This window comes from Pseudomonas sp. MIACH (assembly GCF_001269925.1).
GTDB lineage: Bacteria > Pseudomonadota > Gammaproteobacteria > Pseudomonadales > Pseudomonadaceae > Aquipseudomonas.
Window position 1 is genome coordinate 267,326 of sequence record NZ_LHVO01000033.1, and the last position, 17,125, is coordinate 284,450.

Sequence of the window (17,125 nt, forward strand, 5' to 3'; positions counted from 1 at the left end):
TGCCCGCCCCACCTAACGGAGTGTTTATGGCAGTCAAGGTCCTGGTGGTGGACGATTCGGGTTTCTTCCGCCGCCGCGTCTCGGAAATTCTTTCCGCCGATCCAAGCATCCAGGTGGTCGGCACGGCCACCAACGGCAAAGAGGCGATTGATCAAGCCATTGCGTTGAAACCGGACGTGATCACCATGGACTACGAGATGCCGATGATGGATGGCATCACGGCAGTTCGGCACATCATGCAACGCTGCCCGACCCCGGTATTGATGTTCTCCTCGCTGACCCACGAAGGCGCCCGAGTGACCCTCGACGCGTTGGATGCGGGTGCGGTGGACTTCCTGCCGAAGAATTTCGAAGACATCTCGCGCAACCCCGAGAAGGTCAAGCAACTGCTGTGCGAGAAAGTCCACAGTATTTCCCGCAGCAACCGTCGCAGCCTGTTCAGCGCGCCAGCCCCTGCGCCGGCACCGGTGGCTGCACCGGCTGCACCGACCAGTTCGTCGTTCAACCGCCCGGCGCCTGCGCCGGTTGCACGGCCTGCCGCACCGCCGGTTCGTACGTCGGCAGCCTCTGCTGCCCATTCGCCTGCGCCCAAGCGCAAGGCCTACAAGCTGGTCGCCATCGGCACCTCCACCGGCGGTCCGGTCGCCTTGCAACGCGTGTTGACTCAATTGCCGGCCAACTTCCCGGCGCCGATCGTATTGATCCAGCACATGCCCGCCGCCTTCACCAAGGCGTTTGCCGAGCGCCTGGACAAGCTGTGCCGCATCAGCGTCAAGGAAGCCGAGGACGGTGACATCCTGCGCCCTGGCCTGGCGTTACTGGCCCCAGGCGGCAAACAGATGATGGTCGATGCCCGTGGCGCGATCAAAATCCTGCCGGGTGATGAGCGCCTCAACTACAAGCCGTGCGTGGACATCACCTTCGGTTCGGCGGCCAAGTCCTACGGCGACAAAGTTCTGGCGGTGGTGCTCACCGGCATGGGCGCCGACGGCCGTGAAGGCGCGCGCCTGCTCAAGCAGGGCGGCAGTGCGATCTGGGCCCAGGACGAAGCCAGTTGCGTGATCTATGGCATGCCCATGGCCATCGTCAAAGCTGACCTGGCCGACGCCGTCTACAGCCTGGATGACATCGGCAAGCATCTGGTGGAGGCCTGCCTCTGATGGATGTCTTGAGCCTGATCGGCATCATCATGGCGTTTGTCGCCATTATCGGCGGCAACTACCTCGAAGGCGGTCACCTGGGCGCCCTGGCCAACGGCCCGGCGGCGTTGATCGTGATCGGCGGCACCGTGGGCGCCGCGTTGTTGCAGTCACCGATGAGTTCGTTCAAGCGTGCGATGCAGATCGTCATCTGGATCATTTTTCCGCCGCGTGTCGACCTGGCCGGTGGCATCGACCGGGTGGTCAACTGGAGCCTCACCGCACGCAAGGAAGGCCTGCTGGGCCTTGAAGGCGTGGCTGATGCCGAACCCGACAGCTACTCGCGCAAAGGCCTGCAATTGCTGGTCGACGGCGCCGAGCCGGAAGCGATCCGCAGCATCCTGGAGGTGGATTTCTACACCCAGGAAAGTCGCGACATCAATGCCGCCAAAGTGTTTGAAAGCATGGGCGGCTACGCGCCGACCATCGGCATCATCGGGGCGGTGATGGGCCTGATTCACGTCATGGGCAACCTGGCCGATCCGTCGCAGTTGGGCAGCGGTATTGCCGTGGCCTTCGTCGCGACGATCTACGGGGTGGCCAGTGCCAACCTGGTGCTGTTGCCGGTGGCCAGCAAGCTCAAGTCGATTGCCATGCGCCAGTCCCGTTACCGCGAGATGCTGCTGGAAGGCATCCTGTCGATTGCCGAGGGCGAGAACCCGCGCTCCATCGAATTGAAGCTCCAGGGCTTCATGGATTGATGGTCATGAACCCTGTAGGAGCGAGCTTGCTCGCGAAAAACCCGAGAACAACGCGTTCATCCAGGATGCCCGCGTTATCGTTGACGATTTTCGCGAGCAAGCTCGCTCCTACAGTTGATTTGTTTTGCGGAGGTAATCGCCAATGAGCCGTCGCCGTCGCGAGCCTGAAGAACACGTCAACCACGAACGGTGGCTGGTGTCCTATGCGGACTTCATCACCTTGCTGTTCGCTTTTTTCGTGGTGATGTATTCCATCTCGTCGATCAACGAAGGCAAATACAAGGTTATTTCCCAGGCGCTGATCGGCGTATTCAATGACACCGACCGTTCGCTCAAGCCGATCCCGATTGGTGAAGAGCGGCCCAAGACCGTGACCCCGGCCAAGCCGCTGGTCAACGACAGCGACGAAACCGCTGCCGGCGTGGGCGGTACCAGCGACCCGCTGAAAAGCATTGCCGACGATATCAGCGCCGCGTTCGGCGACCTGATCAGCTCCAACCAGATGACCGTGCGCGGCAATGAGTTGTGGGTCGAGATCGAACTCAATTCCAGCCTGCTGTTCGCCAGTGCCGATGCGTTGCCCAGCGACCAGGCATTCACCATCATCGACAAGGTGGCGGCGATCCTCAAACCGTTTGAAAACCCGATCCACGTTGAAGGCTTTACCGACAATGTGCCGATCAGTACCGCGCAGTACCCGACCAACTGGGAACTGTCCTCGGCCCGCGCCGCGAGCATCGTGCGCATGCTTGCGATGCAGGGCGTGAACCCTGGGCGCCTGGCGTCGGTGGGGTATGGCGAGTTCCAGCCGGTGGCCAATAACGCCACGCTTGAAGGCCGCGCGCGCAATCGTCGGGTGGTATTGGTGGTGTCACGCAACCTGGATGTGCGCCGTAGCCTGACCGGCACCGGTACGGCTAATGCAACACCGGACGCGGCCTTGAAGCGCGCTGGCACACAAACTGCACCGGCCCCTGCAAAGCCGCCGGTTCGGCAGAGTGCCGTCAATTCTCCGTCACCGGCTCAATAACCCTATGCAATGTCTCGGTCGCGCGTGTGCCCACCGGGAGGAACCATCCGAATGAGAGTCTGGGCAGTTGCCAATCAAAAAGGTGGAGTCGGCAAGACCACCACCTCCATCGCTTTAGCCGGCTTGCTGGCCGAGGCGGGCAAGCGTGTGGTCGTGGTCGACCTCGACCCCCACGGCTCGATGACCAGCTATTTCGGCTACGACCCGGATGCGCTGGAGCACAGCAACTACGACTTGTTCCTGCACAAAGGCAACGTACCGGCCGACCTGCCGGGGCAATTGCTGTTGCCTACCAGCAACGACAGTATTTCCCTGCTGCCGTCCAGCACCGCACTGGCCACCCTTGAACGCCAGTCGCCGGGCCAGAGCGGCCTGGGCCTGGTGATCGCCAAGACCCTGGCGCAGCTGTGGCAGGACTTTGACTACGCGATCATCGACAGCCCGCCACTGCTCGGCGTGCTGATGGTCAACGCCTTGGCGGCCAGCCAGCAACTGGTGATCCCGGTGCAGACCGAGCACCTGGCGGTCAAGGGCCTGGAACGTATGGTCAGCACCCTGGCAATGATCAACCGCTCGCGCAAACAGGCGCTGCCCTACAGCATCGTGCCGACCCTGTTCGACCGCCGTACCCAGGCCTCCCTCGGTACCTTGCGCGTACTGCGCGACGCCTACCCGGAGACCATCTGGAATGGCTATATCCCGGTGGACACGCGTCTGCGCGATGCCAGCCGTGCCGGCCTCACGCCGTCGCAGTTCGACGGTAAAAGCCGTGGCGTGCTGGCTTACCGAGCGTTGCTCAAGCACCTGCTGTCCCAGCAGCTCGTGGCACAGGTAGCTTGATGATGAATCGTCCCGTCGAACTCAAGGTCAAGACCCGGCCGCAACTGGCACTGGAATCCTACCTGGATGCCTTGCTGCAGGACGCGACCGCCGAAGAATTGTCGGAACCGATCCTGGTGCTGGAGCCTGCGGTCGAAGTGCCGTCCTCGAGCAGCCTGGATGAGTTCCAGTTGGCTGTACTGGAAGAACAGGCCCGCGATGCACATGTCGCGCCGGTGATTGTGCCGGTGGCCGTTCCGGTGGTCATGCCTGTTGCACCTGCGGTGGTCGAGCCGGTCGTGGAAGTGCACATGCCACCGAGCATCACGCCACCTCCGGTGAGCGGCGATGACCGGCCGGCCTGGGCTGCCGAACCGTTCGAATGTTTGCTGTTCGACGTCGCCGGGTTGACCCTTGCGGTGCCGCTGGTGTGCCTGGGCTCGATCTATTCCCTGGAAGGCCAGGAGTTGACCCCACTGTTCGGGCAGCCGGAGTGGTTCCTCGGCATCCTGCCGAGCCAGGCCGGTAACCTCAAGGTGCTGGACACCGCGCGCTGGGTGATGCCCGATCGCTACCGCGATGATTTTCGCCAAGGCTTGCAATACGTGATTTCGGTGCAGGGCTACGAGTGGGGGCTGGCGGTGCATCAAGTCAGCCGCTCGCTGCGCCTGGACCCGAATGAAATCAAATGGCGCAGCCACCGGGGCCAGCGGCCTTGGCTGGCAGGCACCGTGATCGAACACATGTGCGCATTGCTGGATGTCGCCGAACTGGCCGAGTTGATCGCCAGTGGTGCCGTTAAAGCGATGCCGCTGAACAAACGCAGTTGATTGGACAATAAGGGCCGCACGCGCGTGCGGCCAAAAGACGTACACACGCCGCCTACATCGGCATTTGAAGGGGTCAGAGATATGAACAAGTCAGCGTCCGCACAAGGTTTGGATGATCCGATCCTGCAATGGGTTACCTTCAAACTGGACAATGAAACCTACGGCATTAACGTGATGCGCGTGCAGGAAGTGCTGCGCTACACCGAGATCGCCCCGGTTCCCGGTGCGCCAAGCTACGTGCTGGGTATCATCAACCTGCGCGGCAACGTGGTGACGGTGATCGACACCCGCCAGCGGTTTGGCCTGGACACGGTTGAAGTCAGCGACAACACCCGTATCGTCATCATCGAAGCCGACAAGCAAGTGGTCGGGATCATGGTCGACAGCGTCGCGGAAGTGGTTTACCTGCGCCAATCGGAAGTGGAAACCGCGCCGAACGTGGGTAACGAGGAATCCGCCAAGTTCATCCAGGGCGTGTGCAACAAGAACAACGAACTGTTGATTCTGGTTGAGCTGGACAAAATGATGAGCGAAGAAGAATGGTCGGAACTGGAGAGCATCTGATTGTTCCTTGAGGTCGCGGTGATTGTCCTGGCCCTGTTGTGGGCCGGGACCCTGGGTTTTCTGCTGCGCTATATGCGCCAGCAGCGCGAATTGGCGTTGCAGCAGGCCGAGCGTGATGCGGTGCGTGATCGGCGTGTGCTGGAGCTGGTCAAGCGGGTTGATCACTTCCAGCAGACGGCGGTGAAGGTCGGGGATGAGGTGCATGAACTGCGCGCCATTCTTGCGCCGTTGCCGGACAAGCTGGCGCAGATCGAGCAGCGTGACCCTTCCAGCCTGTCATTTGCCCAGGCGGCGAAGTTGGTGGGCATGGGCGCTACCGTGGATGAACTGACCCAGTCGTGTGGTTTGACCCAGGCTGAGGCGCAGTTGATGAGTAAATTACACAAAAGCTGATTGCACGGTGTATACCGTGCAAAACCTCTCTATCCCTTAAGCTAGAGCCTTCGGTCTTGAAGTTCATGGGTGTCGGCTGCGGCTGATTGTGTCGAATGTGTCACAGTGCCATGTTTCTCCATGGCACTTTTACGTCTTTGTGATGACCAACCTGCGCATGTAGGAAGTTTCATTCACAAGGATGCGAAATGTCTGTCGACGCTCTACCTCGAACAAAACCCTCTGTTTTGCTGCAGTCTTGCGTCGCGACCTGCTCCCTTGTTGGTTTTCTAACCAGTTATGCGGCGCTGGCGGCTGAGCCCCAGGCACCTGCGCAACAATTGCTGTTGCAGCAACAGCGTGAGCGCGCCCAGCGCGAGCAGTTGGAGCCTTCGCCCGACGTGCGCCTGCAAGCGCCACAAGACAACGCCGGTGGCCTGCGCTTGCCGCGCAATGAAGCGCCCTGCTTCAAGATCGACCGCATAGTGCTCAGTGGCGATCAGGCCGAAGACTTCCAGTGGGCCCTGCGCGCCGCCAACCCGTCCGATGATCCGGTGCAAGGACGTTGCGTCGGCGCCGCCGGCATCAACCTGACGATGAAACGCATCCAGAACGCGATTATCGCCAAGGGCTTCATCACCACCCGCGTGCTGGCCCAAGCCCAGGATTTGAACCAAGGCACCTTGTCGCTGGTGTTGGTGCCGGGCCGCATCAAGCACATCCGTTTTGCCGAAGGCACCTCCGCACGCGCCCACTATTGGAACGCCATGCCCGCGTCCGCCGGTGACGTGCTGAACCTGCGCGACATCGAGCAGGCGCTGGAGAACTTCAAGCGCGTGCCCACCGCCGAAGCGGATGTGCAGATCACCCCGGCCGAGGGCGAGAACGCACAGCCTGGGGAAAGCGACGTGGTCATCGCCTGGAAGCAGGCGGTGCCGGTGCGGGTCAGCCTGTCGGTGGACGATTCCGGCAGCAAGCAGACCGGCAAGTATCAGGGCAACGTTGCCCTGTCGCTGGATAACCTGGCGACCCTCAACGATCTGTTTTACATCAGCTTCAACCACGACCTGGGCGGCGGCCAGAGTGGCGACCGCGGTTCCAAGGGCCACACCGTGCATTACTCGGTGCCCTACGATTATTGGCAACTGAGCCTGACCTCCAGCGAGTACGACTACCACCAGACGATTGCCGGGATTAACCAGGCGTATTCCTACAGTGGCCGCAGCCGTACCAACGAAATCCAGCTGTCGCGGGTGATCTATCGCGATGCCGTGCGCAAGACCACCGTGTCTGTCGGCGGGTGGAGCCGCACCTCCAGCAACTACATCGAAGACACCGAAATCGAACTGCAGCGCCGGCGCATGGCCGGCTGGCAGGCCGGGATCAATCACCGTGAGTTTATCGGCGCCAGCACCCTCGACCTTGGCGTGGGCTATCGCCGTGGCACCGGTGCCCGTGATGCACTGCGCGCCCCCGAGGAAGAGAACGGCGAAGGCACCTCGCGCTCGCAGTTGATTTCCGCCAACGCGCAATTGCAACTGCCGTTCACCCTGGGCGAGCAGCGGCTGCGCTACATCGCCGGCTGGCGCGGGCAATGGAACCGCACGCCGCTGATCCCCCAGGACCGTTTTTCGATTGGCGGGCGCTACACCGTGCGCGGCTTCGATGGCGAGCAGATTCTGTCCGCCGAGCGCGGCTGGACGTTCAGCAACGACCTGGGCCTGAGCCTGGCCAACACCGGTCAGGAACTGTACCTGGGTGTGGACTACGGCGAAGTCGGCGGGCATTCGACCCAGTACCTTTCGGGCCGACGCCTGGCGGGTGCGGTGGTGGGCCTGCGCGGCGGCTACAAGCAGTTTTCCTATGACCTCTATACCGGCAAACCCCTGGAAAAACCCAAGGGCTTCCAGACGGCCGACGTGACCAGTGGCTTCAGCGCCAACTGGTCATTTTGAAGGAGACCCCCATGCGCCACGACACCCTGCAAGTGCTGGCCCCGGAACAGGCCGACAGCCCCATCGATGAAGCCCAGGTACTGGGCTCGGCGGTCTGGCTGTGGATGCACTCGACCGCGCACCGGGATGCGCCGTTGCACAGCCTGTCGACCCTGTTATTGCCGGCCATCAAGCTGCGCCAGTTCATCTTGATCAGCGAAGACGGGCGGCCGGTGTTTTTCCTGTCGTGGCTGAACCTCAGTGCCGAGGCCGAGGCGCGTTATTTGCGCGAGCCGGCGGTGTGCCTGCCGCAGGAAGACTGGAACAGCGGCGAACGCATGTGGGTCAGCGACTGGGTCGCGCCGTTTGGCCATACGCCGCGCGTCATGAGCTTGTTACGTCGGCGCCTGTGGGCCAATCGTATTTGCCGTTCGCTGTACCACCGAGGCGATGAGCGCGGTCTGCGCGTCATGAATTTCCAGGGTATCGCCGTCCTGGACCTGGAGGCGCAAGCCTGGTTTGCCACTCACCCGTTACCCAGCGACGCGCTCTGATCAGCCACCGCGCAAAGGACCTGCATGAATAAGCATCTATATCGAATTGTATTCAACAAGGCTCGCGGCCTGATGATGGTGGTGGCCGAGAACGTCAAGAGTGCGTGCAAGGCGCCCGGCACCGCGAGCGCCGTGTCCCAGCCCGGCACCGCCGTGGTGACCCTGACACCGCTGCGGTTTGCGCTGATGGTGGGGATGGGCTGGGTCGCACTGGTGATGCCGGCGCAAGCCCAGGTGGTGGTCGACGGTTCTGCGCCGGCCGGTCAGCGCCCGACGATCGGCGCCGCCGGCAACGGCGCGCCCGTGGTGGATATCACCGCGCCGAGTGGGGCGGGCGTGTCGCGCAATACCTATACGCAGTTCGATGTGGACAAGCGCGGCGTGATCCTCAACAACGGTGCGACCAACAGCCAGACCCAACTGGGCGGCTGGATCGAAGGCAACCGGGCGCTGGCCAACGGCAGTGCACGGGTGATTCTCAACGAGGTCAATTCCAGCAACCCGAGCCAATTGCGCGGGTTTGTCGAAGTGGCAGGCTCCAAGGCCCAGGTGGTGATTGCCAACCCGTCGGGCATTGCCTGCGATGGCTGCGGCTTTATCAACGCCGACCGGGCGACACTGACCACGGGCCGCGCCCAGTTCGAGAACGGCCTGATCAGCGGCTATCAAGTCTCCGGCGGCAAGGTCAGCATCGGCGGGGCTGGCATGGACAGCACCCGCGCCGACTACACCGAGATCATCGCGCGTACGGTTGAAGTCAACGCTGGGATCTGGGCGAAGGACTTGAGCATCAAGGCGGGCGCCACCGATAAAAATCAGGCAAGCGCTCCTGCCGTCGGCATCGATGTGGCGCAGTTGGGCGGCATGTATGCCGGCAAGATCACCCTGGTGGGCAACGGTGCTGGCGTCGGCGTGCGCAACGCCGGGCAGATCGGCGCCAGTGCCGGCGAGGTGGTGATTGGCAGTGACGGCCGCATCGAGAACAGCGGCCGGATCAGCAGCGCCACGCAGTTGACCGCCGAGGCCGCCAAGGGCATCGATAACAGCGGTACGCTCTTTGCCCAAGGCGACCTGGCATTGAGTTCTGCCGGGGATATCGACAACAAGGGTATTGCGTCCGCCCAGGGCAATGCGCGCCTGACGACCACCGGCGCGCAGTCGGCGATTCGCAGCCAGGCAGGTTCCGCACTGGCCGCTGGCGTCGACAGCACCGGCAAGCTGGGCAGCAGCGGCTCGCTGACCTTGACCTCGGCCGGCACCTTGACGGCTAAAGGCCAAAACCTTGCGGCACAGCACTTGAGCGCCACCGCCGCAGCGGTCGACCTCAGCGACAGCCAGACCTCGGCCCAGAGCGTGGCGTTGACCAGCACTGCCGGCAACCTCGATGTGCGCCGCAGTCGCGTCACCGCAAGCCAAGCCCTGACCGCCAATGCCAACCAAACCTTGCTCAGCGATGCTGCGCAGGTGGGCGCGGCACAGATCACCGCCACTGCGGTGGACCTGTCCAACGTCGGCGGCAAATGGGTGCAGACCAGCAGCGCGGGCATGCGCATCACGGTCGCGCACGGTCTCGACAACAGCAACGGCACCCTCGCCAGCGGTGGCCGCCTTGACGTCAGTGCCGACACGCTGGGCAATCAGGATGGCCTGGTGCAATCCGGCGGGCAGGGCGACTTGCACGTCAGCGCCCGCGAGCGCCTGGACAATCAGCGCGGCAAACTGGTCACCGCCGCGCAGCTGTCCCTCAACGGCGGCAGCCTCGATAACCGTAACGGGCAGATCACCGCCGGCGGTGCGCTGGACGTTGACGCCGGGCAGTTGAACAACGCCCAAGGCACCGTCGCGGCCACAAAGACGCTGACGGTCAATGCCGACAGTATTCTCAACCAGGGCGGCACCCTGGGTTCGGTGGACGCCGGGCTGATCCTCAACAGTCGCGGGCAACGCCTCGACAATCAGGGCGGCCGTCTTGAAGCCGCCAAGGCGCTGACCCTCAACGCCCTGGGCTTGAACAACCAAGGCGGCGTGATCACCGGCGCGCAGTTGCTGATCGACACCCAGGGTCAGCAGTTGGACAACGCTCAGGGCACGCTCAACGCCAGCGATACGCTGACGGTCAACAGCGGCGTATTGAACAATGATGGCGGCACCGTACAGGCCAAGTCGGGCCTGACCCTGGACACTCACGGCCAGTTGCTGAGCAACCGCAATTCCGGCACCAGCGGCGGCATTCTTGGCCAGGCTGCGGTGAATGTGCGCGCCGGGCAACTGCTCAACGACCAGGGCTTTATCGGCAGTGCCAAAACCTTGCAAGTCGACGTCCAGCACCTGAGTAACCAGGCCGGCCTGTTGCGCGCCGACGGCCATCTGGCGCTCACGGCAGCCAGTGTCGATAACAGCTCGACCCAAGGCGCCAACCAAGGCATCAAGGCGCAGTCGGTGAATATCGACGCCGATGATGTTACCAACCGCAGCGGCTCGATCGTCTCCGACGCGGCACTGAACATCACCGGCAGCGGCACCCTGGATAACGAGCAAGGCATCGTTTCGGCCGGCAGTGCGCTGACCGTGGCCGACCGTGACCTGGCCCAGAAACGCCAGACGGTGAGTAACACGGCGGGCACGCTGATTGGCGGGCAATCCCTGCTACTCGACAGTGCCCGTTACAGCGGCAGCGGCAAGGCCTTGAGCCTGGGTGACCTGACGTTTCGGCTGACCAATGACTTTACCAACAGCGGCGTGTTCCAGGCCAACGGCGGCCTGACGGTCGAGACCGGCGGGCGCTTGACCAACCAAGGCAGCTTCCAGGCCGGTGACCTGCTGCGCCTGAACGCCAGCACCCTCGACAACACTGCCAGCGGTCTGATCAGCGCGCGCCAGGTCGAAGTCAATGCGGCCAGCCAACTGGATAACCGTGGGTTGATCGACGGTGAGGTCACGCGGATCAACACCGCGACGCTGAACAACCTGGGCACCGGGCGTATCTACGGCGATCACCTGTCCATCGCCGCCACGACCCTGAACAACACCCTGGAAGGGGGCGTCGCCGCGACGGTTGCGGCGCGCAACCGTCTGGATATCGCCAGCCAGTCGGTGAACAACCGCGAGCACGGCCTGATCTTCAGTGCCGGCGATTTGGCGATCGGCGCGACCCTGGATGCCAACGGCAACGCCAGCGGCCAGGCGCAGGAATTGAACAATGCCAGTGCGACCGTTGAAGCGCTGGGCAGCCTGAATGTGAACGCCAAGGTTATTCGCAATACCAACGAGCACTTTGCTACCGAGAAGACGGTGGTATCCCGTGATGTGCTGCAGGAATTCCAACTCTCTGGCTCCACCAATCGCTACACGCCAGAGCAGGTCTCGACCTACAACAATGAGGTCCTGCACCTGGTCACTCCGGAGGGCTATGACGACCGCTGGAACCGCTATGACTACACCCGCGAGGTGACAGAAACGCGGATTACCCAATCCGACCCTGGGCAACTGCTTGCCGGCGGCAACCTCACCCTGATCGCCGACCAGGTGATCAACGACAAGAGCCGGATCATTGCCGGTCAGGCCCTGAACGCCAACGTCGGCAGCGTGATCAATACCGAAGTGGATGGCCAGCGCATCACCACCGACACCGGCACGCTGAGTAACTTCTATCGTATCCAGCGCAAGGGCCGCGACCGTCAGGGCCGCAGCACTACCGCGTATACGCCGGCACCGTTGATTCAGCAGATCAAGCTGACACCGACCGTGTTCAGCGAGTACGCGGCCATCAATGGCACGGGTACGCAGGTCGGCGCACTGGTGCTGGCCAAGGTCGCGGATAACACCGTCGGTACGGGTGATCTCTCCGGCGCTGGCAGAACCTACGCCGTCAGTCCGATCAGCCAGGTGCAAGCGCTGACCCAGCAGAATGCCGCCGGCGCGGTGGAGCAGATTCGTACCGGTGGTTTCAACCCGGACCTGCCCAACAGCAGCCTGTTCCGCACCAATCCCGGCAGCACCGCCGGCTACCTGGTGGAGACCGATCCGCGTTTCGCCAATTACCGCCAATGGTTGTCGTCGGACTACATGCTGCAACGCCTGAACCTTGATCCGGCGGCGACCCAGCAACGCCTGGGCGACGGTTTCTACGAGCAGAAGCTGATCCGCGAGCAAGTGGCGCAACTCACCGGGCGGCGCTTTGTCGACGGCTATGCCAGTGACGAAGAGCAGTATCGCGGCATGATCGACAGTGCCGTAACCCTGGCCGATCAGTGGAAGCTGATTCCGGGCGTGGCGCTGACCGCCGAGCAAATGGCGCAGTTGACCAGCGACATCGTCTGGCTGGTAGCCAAGGACGTCACCCTGGCCAGTGGCGAAGTCCGCCAGGTGCTGGTGCCGCAGGTGTATGTGCGGGTCCGGGAGGGCGATGTGGATGGCTCCGGTGCATTGATGGCCGGGCGCACGTTGAACCTCGATGTGCGCGGTGACCTGGTCAACTCCGGCAGCCTGTCCGGGCGTGACGGCGTGAACATCAGCGTGCAGAACCTTGATAACCTCGGTGGCCGGATCCAGGGCAACGAGGTGGCGCTCAGTGCCAGCCAGGACATCAACAATATCGGTGGCCTGATCAGCGCCAACAACCGCCTGTCCCTGAGTGCCGGCAATGACCTGAATGTGCGTTCGACCACCACCGACAGCCAGAGCGATCAGGGCACACGCACCGGCCTGTCGCGCGTGGCCGGGCTCTATGTCTCGGCGCCTGCCGCCAACCTGCTTGCCACCGCCGGCAACAACATCAACCTGCAAGGTGCTGAGGTCAAAAACACGGGCGCTGGCGGCAATACCGCGTTGGTGGCGGGTAACGACATCACTTTGAGCACCGTGAGTGAGTCCTATACCCAGGCTAACCAGTGGGACGGGAGCAACTGGCGCAAGGAAGCCGGGCGCAATGAAGTCGGCAGCGCCGTGCAAGGCGCCGGCGATGTTCGCCTGGGTGCCGGGCGTGACGTGAATGTGCGCGGCGCGCAAGTCGGCAGTGACGCCGGTGCCGTGGTCGTCAGTGCCACGCGTGATATCAACGTGGAAGCCGGCGAGCGCTTCAACAGCGCCGATGAAGCGCACAAGGTCACCGGCAGTAACGGCATGTTCTCTAAAAAGACCATCACCACCCGCGATACGGTGAGCCAGACCAGCGCACAGGCGGCGACACTGAGTGGTGAACAGACGGTACTGCAAGCCGGCAACAACATCGCGATCACCGGCAGCAATGTGGTCTCGACCTCGGGGACGCTGCTTTCGGCAGGCAATGACATCAAGGTGCAGGCTGCCACCGAGCACCTCAGCGAAGAACACAGCAAGGACGTGAAAACCAGCGGCATGTTCAGCGGCGGCGCCATTGCCGTCACCATCGGCTCGCAGCGTCAGACCAATGAAGAGCGCTCGCGCCAGAGCACGGCGGCCGCCAGTAATATCGGCGCCACTGACGGCAATGTGCTGGTCAGTGCGGGTGGCGAGTACCGCCAGGTGGGCAGCAACGTCAACGCGCCCAAGGGGGATGTGTCGATCGACGCCTCCGAGGTCAACATCCTCGAAGCGCGCAACCTCAGCTCGATGCAGACAGAGCAGCGCTTCAAGCAGACGGGCGTCAGCCTGACCCTGACCAACCCGATCGTGAATGCGGTGCAAACCGGCCAGCGCATGAACAAGGCCGCCGAACGTACCGACGACAAACGCATGAAAACCCTGGCGGCGTTGAATACCGCTTGGGCGGCCAGCGATGCCTATACCCAGGTGGCGGCTGATCCGGCCGCCATGGGCGGGATCAACCTGAGTATTTCCCTGGGCACCAACCAGAGTTCGAGCAAGAGCGAACAAAATGGCAGCACCGCGGCCGGCTCGACCGTTGCGGCGGGTGGGGATGTGTCGATTGTGTCCAGTGGCGGCACGCGCAACAACGACCTGACGGTGCAGGGCAGCCAGATCACGGCGGGCAACGATGCGTTGTTGAAAGCCGACGGCAATATCCTGCTGGTGGGCGCGCAGAACACCATGGAGCAGCACAGCACCAACAAGAGCATCAGCGGCAGCATTGGCATCGGCATCTCCTTTGGCGGCGAGAAAAATGGCCTGAGCTTCAATGCCTCGGCGTCCCAGAGCCGTGGCAATGCCGATGGCAACGACCTGGTCTGGAGCAATACCCACCTGACGGCCGGCAATCAGGTCAGCCTGATTTCCGGCAAGGACACCACGATTCGCGGCGCAGTGGTGTCGGGTGACAAGGTCAAGGCTGACGTCGGCGGCGACTTGAATGTCGAGAGTCTGCAAGACACCAGCACCTTTGCGTCCCAGCAGAAAAGCATGAGCGCCGGTATCAGCATCTGTATCCCGCCGGTCTGCGCCGGTGCCGCTACGGCGAGCTTCAGCTCGACCAACAGCAAGCAGAAGTCCAACTTCGCCAGCGTGATCGAGCAATCGGGCATCCGCGCCGGCGACGGTGGTTTCGACATCAACGTGCGCGGCAATACCGACCTCAAGGGCGGTGTGATCGCCAGTTCCGACAAGGCCATCGCCGACGGCAAGAACAGCCTGACCACCGGTACGCTGACGGTATCCGACATCCACAACTTTTCCGAAGCCAGCGCCAAGACGTCAGGGGTCGACCTGAGTTCCGACATGCTCGACGGCAAGCTGGGCACGGCCAAGGCGCTGCTCGCCAACAGCCTCAACAATGGCTCGGATTCCGACTCCGAATCCACCGACACCCGCAGCGCGATCAGCGCCGGTACCTTGGTGATCACCAACGCCGAGCGCCAGCGCGTGGTCGGCGGCATGACCGTCGACCAGACAATTGCCAACCTGAACCGCAACACCGAAGCCGCCCATGCCGCCGTGGAGCGCCTGGATGTGGCGGAAATGGGGCGCAAGGTCGAGGCCGAGCAGGAGATCAAGCGTGAGTTCTATCACCAGGTCTCGTTGTTGGCGGATGAGGCGTATCGCAAGATCTTTATCGAGAAGGCGCGGGTGTATGAGGTCTTGAAGGACAAGGATGGCAAGGCGTTGATTGATAAAGACGGCAAGGTTGAACGTCGGGAGTTGAGCGACGAAGAGAAACAGCACCTCAAGAAAGGGCCAGACGGCAAGGTGCATATCGCTAACAACGGCATTTTCAACGACATCGATGGTGCCGCTAAATATGCTAACCAGCACAGCACCGCCGATACCGGGCCGCAATATTTGATCCACTTTGAGAAAGCCAACAATTTCACGTCCGAGCTGATGATCGCGGCGTATCAGAAAAACCTTGAAAATGACTTCTGGGGTTTATCCAATGCCACCGTGCAAACCAAGGACTACATGGTCCAGTTCGGTCAGAGCGGGTTGCATATCGACGGGCACAGCCGGGGCACGCTGACCACCGGCAGTGCGATGGAATCATTGGCCCGTGATCCCGCCAACGCTGGCGTTCTGGGTCAGACGTCGATGAACTTCTTTGGTGCAGCCTACGGGGTGCAAAAGGCTGACTCGCTGTTGGGGATATTGCAGAACCGCTCAACGTTCAGTTCTGAGGAGCAACGCGAGGCGATGGCGCTGCAGTACCAGAATCATAATTTCGACCCCGTTGCGCGAACACCCGGCGTAGGGTTTAACGCTGGCACAGGCGGTACGATCCCGGAGGGAAGCGTTCGTGTATGGGAGTGGCTGAAGGTGCTGGGCGGCGAAAACACCGTGCACAACTGCTATGGCGATGGCGGACCAGCCTGCCAGCCTTTCTGGCGGGATTCACCCGACGGTGTCTCACACTTTGTTCGAGTTAAACCATGAGGAAGAACGCCATGTTCAGTCGGTGTCTGCTGTTAAGTTTTTGCGCGGTGTTAACGACCGGCTGCACGGGCAGGGGCTTTCAACCTCCGCCGCCTGATTTTACCTATTGGCAAAAGAGCGGGGTGTCGGTTGAAGGCGTCAAGAGCAGCATGCTCGCGTGCGGGTACGCCAATGTGGCGGGCACGGGCGGCGGCTCAATCGATGAGAAACTGAAGCACTTCTATTGCATGAAGGACGCTGGCTTTACCCGCAAGGATAATCTGGACCTGTGCAAGCTTGGCCGCATTGGCGAATCTCCAGTGTGCGAAGGCCGCCGCTGATCCATCACTAAAAGGAAGCAAGGAATGAACGATCTACGCAATGGACTGTACGGCGTCGCGCTGGCATTGGCGGCGGCAGGGCTGGGCGGTTGCGCCTCGTCGATGACGGTCACCGGCGAGCCGGGGGTGAAGATGGGCCAGAGTTACGCCCAGGTGCTGGCGGTGGTCAGCCGCAATAATGCGGTGACCAAGCAGGTCGATGGTCAAGGCTTCCGGGCTGAGGGTTATTCGCCGATGTTCAAGGACTGCCGGATCAAATACTTCATCTTCCAGGGCGCTGATGGCTTGCAGCAGGTGAAGTACGAGCCGGCGCCAGAGCTGTCGGTCAACCAGAATTGCCGTCAGCCGTAAGCGGCCCTTTATTCCTCTGCGAGTTGAATGCTGATGAGCCTTTTACGTGTGGTTCCCGTGGCGTTGCTGGTACTGCTGACCGGCTGCGGCCAGGTGGCGAATATCCGTTCCCTGTCCACCGGTTACGTTGCACCGCAGGCCGGCGAGACCGCCCGCGTGCGGTTGATCACCGATGGTCTGGTGCGGGCGGTGCCGGGGCGTGACTGCCTGGACTGGAACGTGCCGGGCGCCGGGGTGATGGCCTCGACGAAAGCGGGCTTCCCCGATCACAACGGTGAAAGCCTGGGCATGCCTGGGCCGATTTATTCGTGGGCGGCTGCGGTGTCGTCGGAATTGGTGGTGCCGGCGAACAAGCCGATCGCCTTTCATTACCTGGGGCAATTGCAGTATTCCCGGCAATGCTCCGCCAGCATGGCCTTCGTGCCTCGGCCCGGGGTGGATTACATGGTGCAGGCGTCCATGTATGCCAATTGTTCGATCCAGTTGCATGAACTGCCGGCGGGCGCCAAGCAATGGGTCGCCGTGGAGCCTGCGCCCAAGGGCAAGCTGTCGATGTGCAGCGCGATGGATAACTTCTAACCAGTCGCGGGATTAATTTTCAATATTCATGGCTTTTTTTCGGTCGCCCAAGGTCCACATCCTTCAAGCACC

At 62.2% G+C, this 17,125-nt stretch carries 13 protein-coding genes; all 13 read left to right on the plus strand.

The genetic code is table 11. The features are described 5' to 3' along the window. Positions 1 to 26: 26 nt before the first annotated feature. The 13 genes from AD670_RS14390 to AD670_RS14455 all read left to right on the plus strand — a co-directional run bounded on the left by AD670_RS14390 (position 27) and on the right by AD670_RS14455 (position 17,053). Entirely contained in the window at positions 27 to 1,160 is a 1,134-nt protein-coding gene (locus AD670_RS14390) for a chemotaxis response regulator protein-glutamate methylesterase (protein WP_053133283.1), read from the plus strand. Beyond that, on the plus strand, positions 1,160 to 1,900 hold the full coding sequence (locus AD670_RS14395; protein WP_032887912.1) for a flagellar motor protein: 741 nt from the start codon (positions 1,160 to 1,162) through the stop codon (positions 1,898 to 1,900). The genes AD670_RS14390 and AD670_RS14395 overlap by 1 nt, the downstream gene beginning before the upstream one ends. A 142-nt stretch (positions 1,901 to 2,042) precedes the next feature. Beyond that, positions 2,043 to 2,930, plus strand: a complete 888-nt coding sequence (gene motD, locus AD670_RS14405; RefSeq protein ID WP_053133289.1) for a flagellar motor protein MotD — start codon at positions 2,043 to 2,045, stop codon at positions 2,928 to 2,930. Between the two features lie 51 nt (positions 2,931 to 2,981). Beyond that, positions 2,982 to 3,770, plus strand: a complete 789-nt coding sequence (locus tag AD670_RS14410) for a ParA family protein (protein ID WP_053133291.1) — start codon at positions 2,982 to 2,984, stop codon at positions 3,768 to 3,770. 2 nt (positions 3,771 to 3,772) lie between these two features. After that, positions 3,773 to 4,579: a CheW domain-containing protein gene (locus tag AD670_RS14415; protein WP_053133294.1), complete on the plus strand. Its 807-nt coding sequence runs from the start codon at positions 3,773 to 3,775 to the stop codon at positions 4,577 to 4,579. A gap of 81 nt (positions 4,580 to 4,660) precedes the next feature. Then, entirely contained in the window at positions 4,661 to 5,143 is a 483-nt protein-coding gene (locus AD670_RS14420; protein ID WP_005790025.1) for a chemotaxis protein CheW, read from the plus strand. After that, positions 5,144 to 5,536, plus strand: coding sequence for a DUF2802 domain-containing protein (locus tag AD670_RS14425; protein WP_053133297.1), 393 nt, complete (start codon positions 5,144 to 5,146; stop codon positions 5,534 to 5,536). A 188-nt stretch (positions 5,537 to 5,724) separates the two neighbouring features. Then, positions 5,725 to 7,470, plus strand: a complete 1,746-nt coding sequence (locus AD670_RS14430; RefSeq protein ID WP_256243907.1) for a ShlB/FhaC/HecB family hemolysin secretion/activation protein — start codon at positions 5,725 to 5,727, stop codon at positions 7,468 to 7,470. Between the two features lie 11 nt (positions 7,471 to 7,481). Then, positions 7,482 to 8,003, plus strand: a complete 522-nt coding sequence (locus AD670_RS14435) for a toxin-activating lysine-acyltransferase (RefSeq protein ID WP_053133303.1) — start codon at positions 7,482 to 7,484, stop codon at positions 8,001 to 8,003. A 24-nt stretch (positions 8,004 to 8,027) separates the two neighbouring features. Continuing rightward, complete coding sequence (locus AD670_RS14440; protein ID WP_053133306.1) at positions 8,028 to 15,803, plus strand: hemagglutinin repeat-containing protein; 7,776 nt, start codon at positions 8,028 to 8,030, stop codon at positions 15,801 to 15,803. Between the two features lie 11 nt (positions 15,804 to 15,814). After that, positions 15,815 to 16,123, plus strand: a complete 309-nt coding sequence (locus AD670_RS14445) for a hypothetical protein (RefSeq protein WP_053133393.1) — start codon at positions 15,815 to 15,817, stop codon at positions 16,121 to 16,123. Positions 16,124 to 16,147: 24 nt separating this feature from the next. Continuing rightward, complete coding sequence (locus AD670_RS14450) at positions 16,148 to 16,474, plus strand: hypothetical protein (RefSeq protein ID WP_053133309.1); 327 nt, start codon at positions 16,148 to 16,150, stop codon at positions 16,472 to 16,474. 33 nt (positions 16,475 to 16,507) lie between these two features. Further along, the gene (locus tag AD670_RS14455) at positions 16,508 to 17,053 is read left to right on the plus strand and encodes a hypothetical protein (protein WP_053133312.1); all 546 of its coding nucleotides are present in this window, start codon (positions 16,508 to 16,510) and stop codon (positions 17,051 to 17,053) included. The last annotated feature ends 72 nt before the right edge of the window (positions 17,054 to 17,125 follow it).

Coding starts and splice junctions, on each gene's coding strand:
- AD670_RS14445 (WP_053133393.1), top strand. CDS start 15,815: ATGTTCAGTCGGTGTCTGCTGTTAAGTTTTTGCGCGGTGTTAACGACC.
- AD670_RS14420 (WP_005790025.1), top strand. CDS start 4,661: ATGAACAAGTCAGCGTCCGCACAAGGTTTGGATGATCCGATCCTGCAA.
- AD670_RS14450 (WP_053133309.1), top strand. CDS start 16,148: ATGAACGATCTACGCAATGGACTGTACGGCGTCGCGCTGGCATTGGCG.
- AD670_RS14390 (WP_053133283.1), top strand. CDS start 27: ATGGCAGTCAAGGTCCTGGTGGTGGACGATTCGGGTTTCTTCCGCCGC.
- AD670_RS14410 (WP_053133291.1), top strand. CDS start 2,982: ATGAGAGTCTGGGCAGTTGCCAATCAAAAAGGTGGAGTCGGCAAGACC.
- AD670_RS14440 (WP_053133306.1), top strand. CDS start 8,028: ATGAATAAGCATCTATATCGAATTGTATTCAACAAGGCTCGCGGCCTG.
- AD670_RS14455 (WP_053133312.1), top strand. CDS start 16,508: ATGAGCCTTTTACGTGTGGTTCCCGTGGCGTTGCTGGTACTGCTGACC.
- AD670_RS14435 (WP_053133303.1), top strand. CDS start 7,482: ATGCGCCACGACACCCTGCAAGTGCTGGCCCCGGAACAGGCCGACAGC.
- AD670_RS14430 (WP_256243907.1), top strand. CDS start 5,725: ATGTCTGTCGACGCTCTACCTCGAACAAAACCCTCTGTTTTGCTGCAG.
- motD (WP_053133289.1), top strand. CDS start 2,043: ATGAGCCGTCGCCGTCGCGAGCCTGAAGAACACGTCAACCACGAACGG.
- AD670_RS14415 (WP_053133294.1), top strand. CDS start 3,773: ATGAATCGTCCCGTCGAACTCAAGGTCAAGACCCGGCCGCAACTGGCA.
- AD670_RS14395 (WP_032887912.1), top strand. CDS start 1,160: ATGGATGTCTTGAGCCTGATCGGCATCATCATGGCGTTTGTCGCCATT.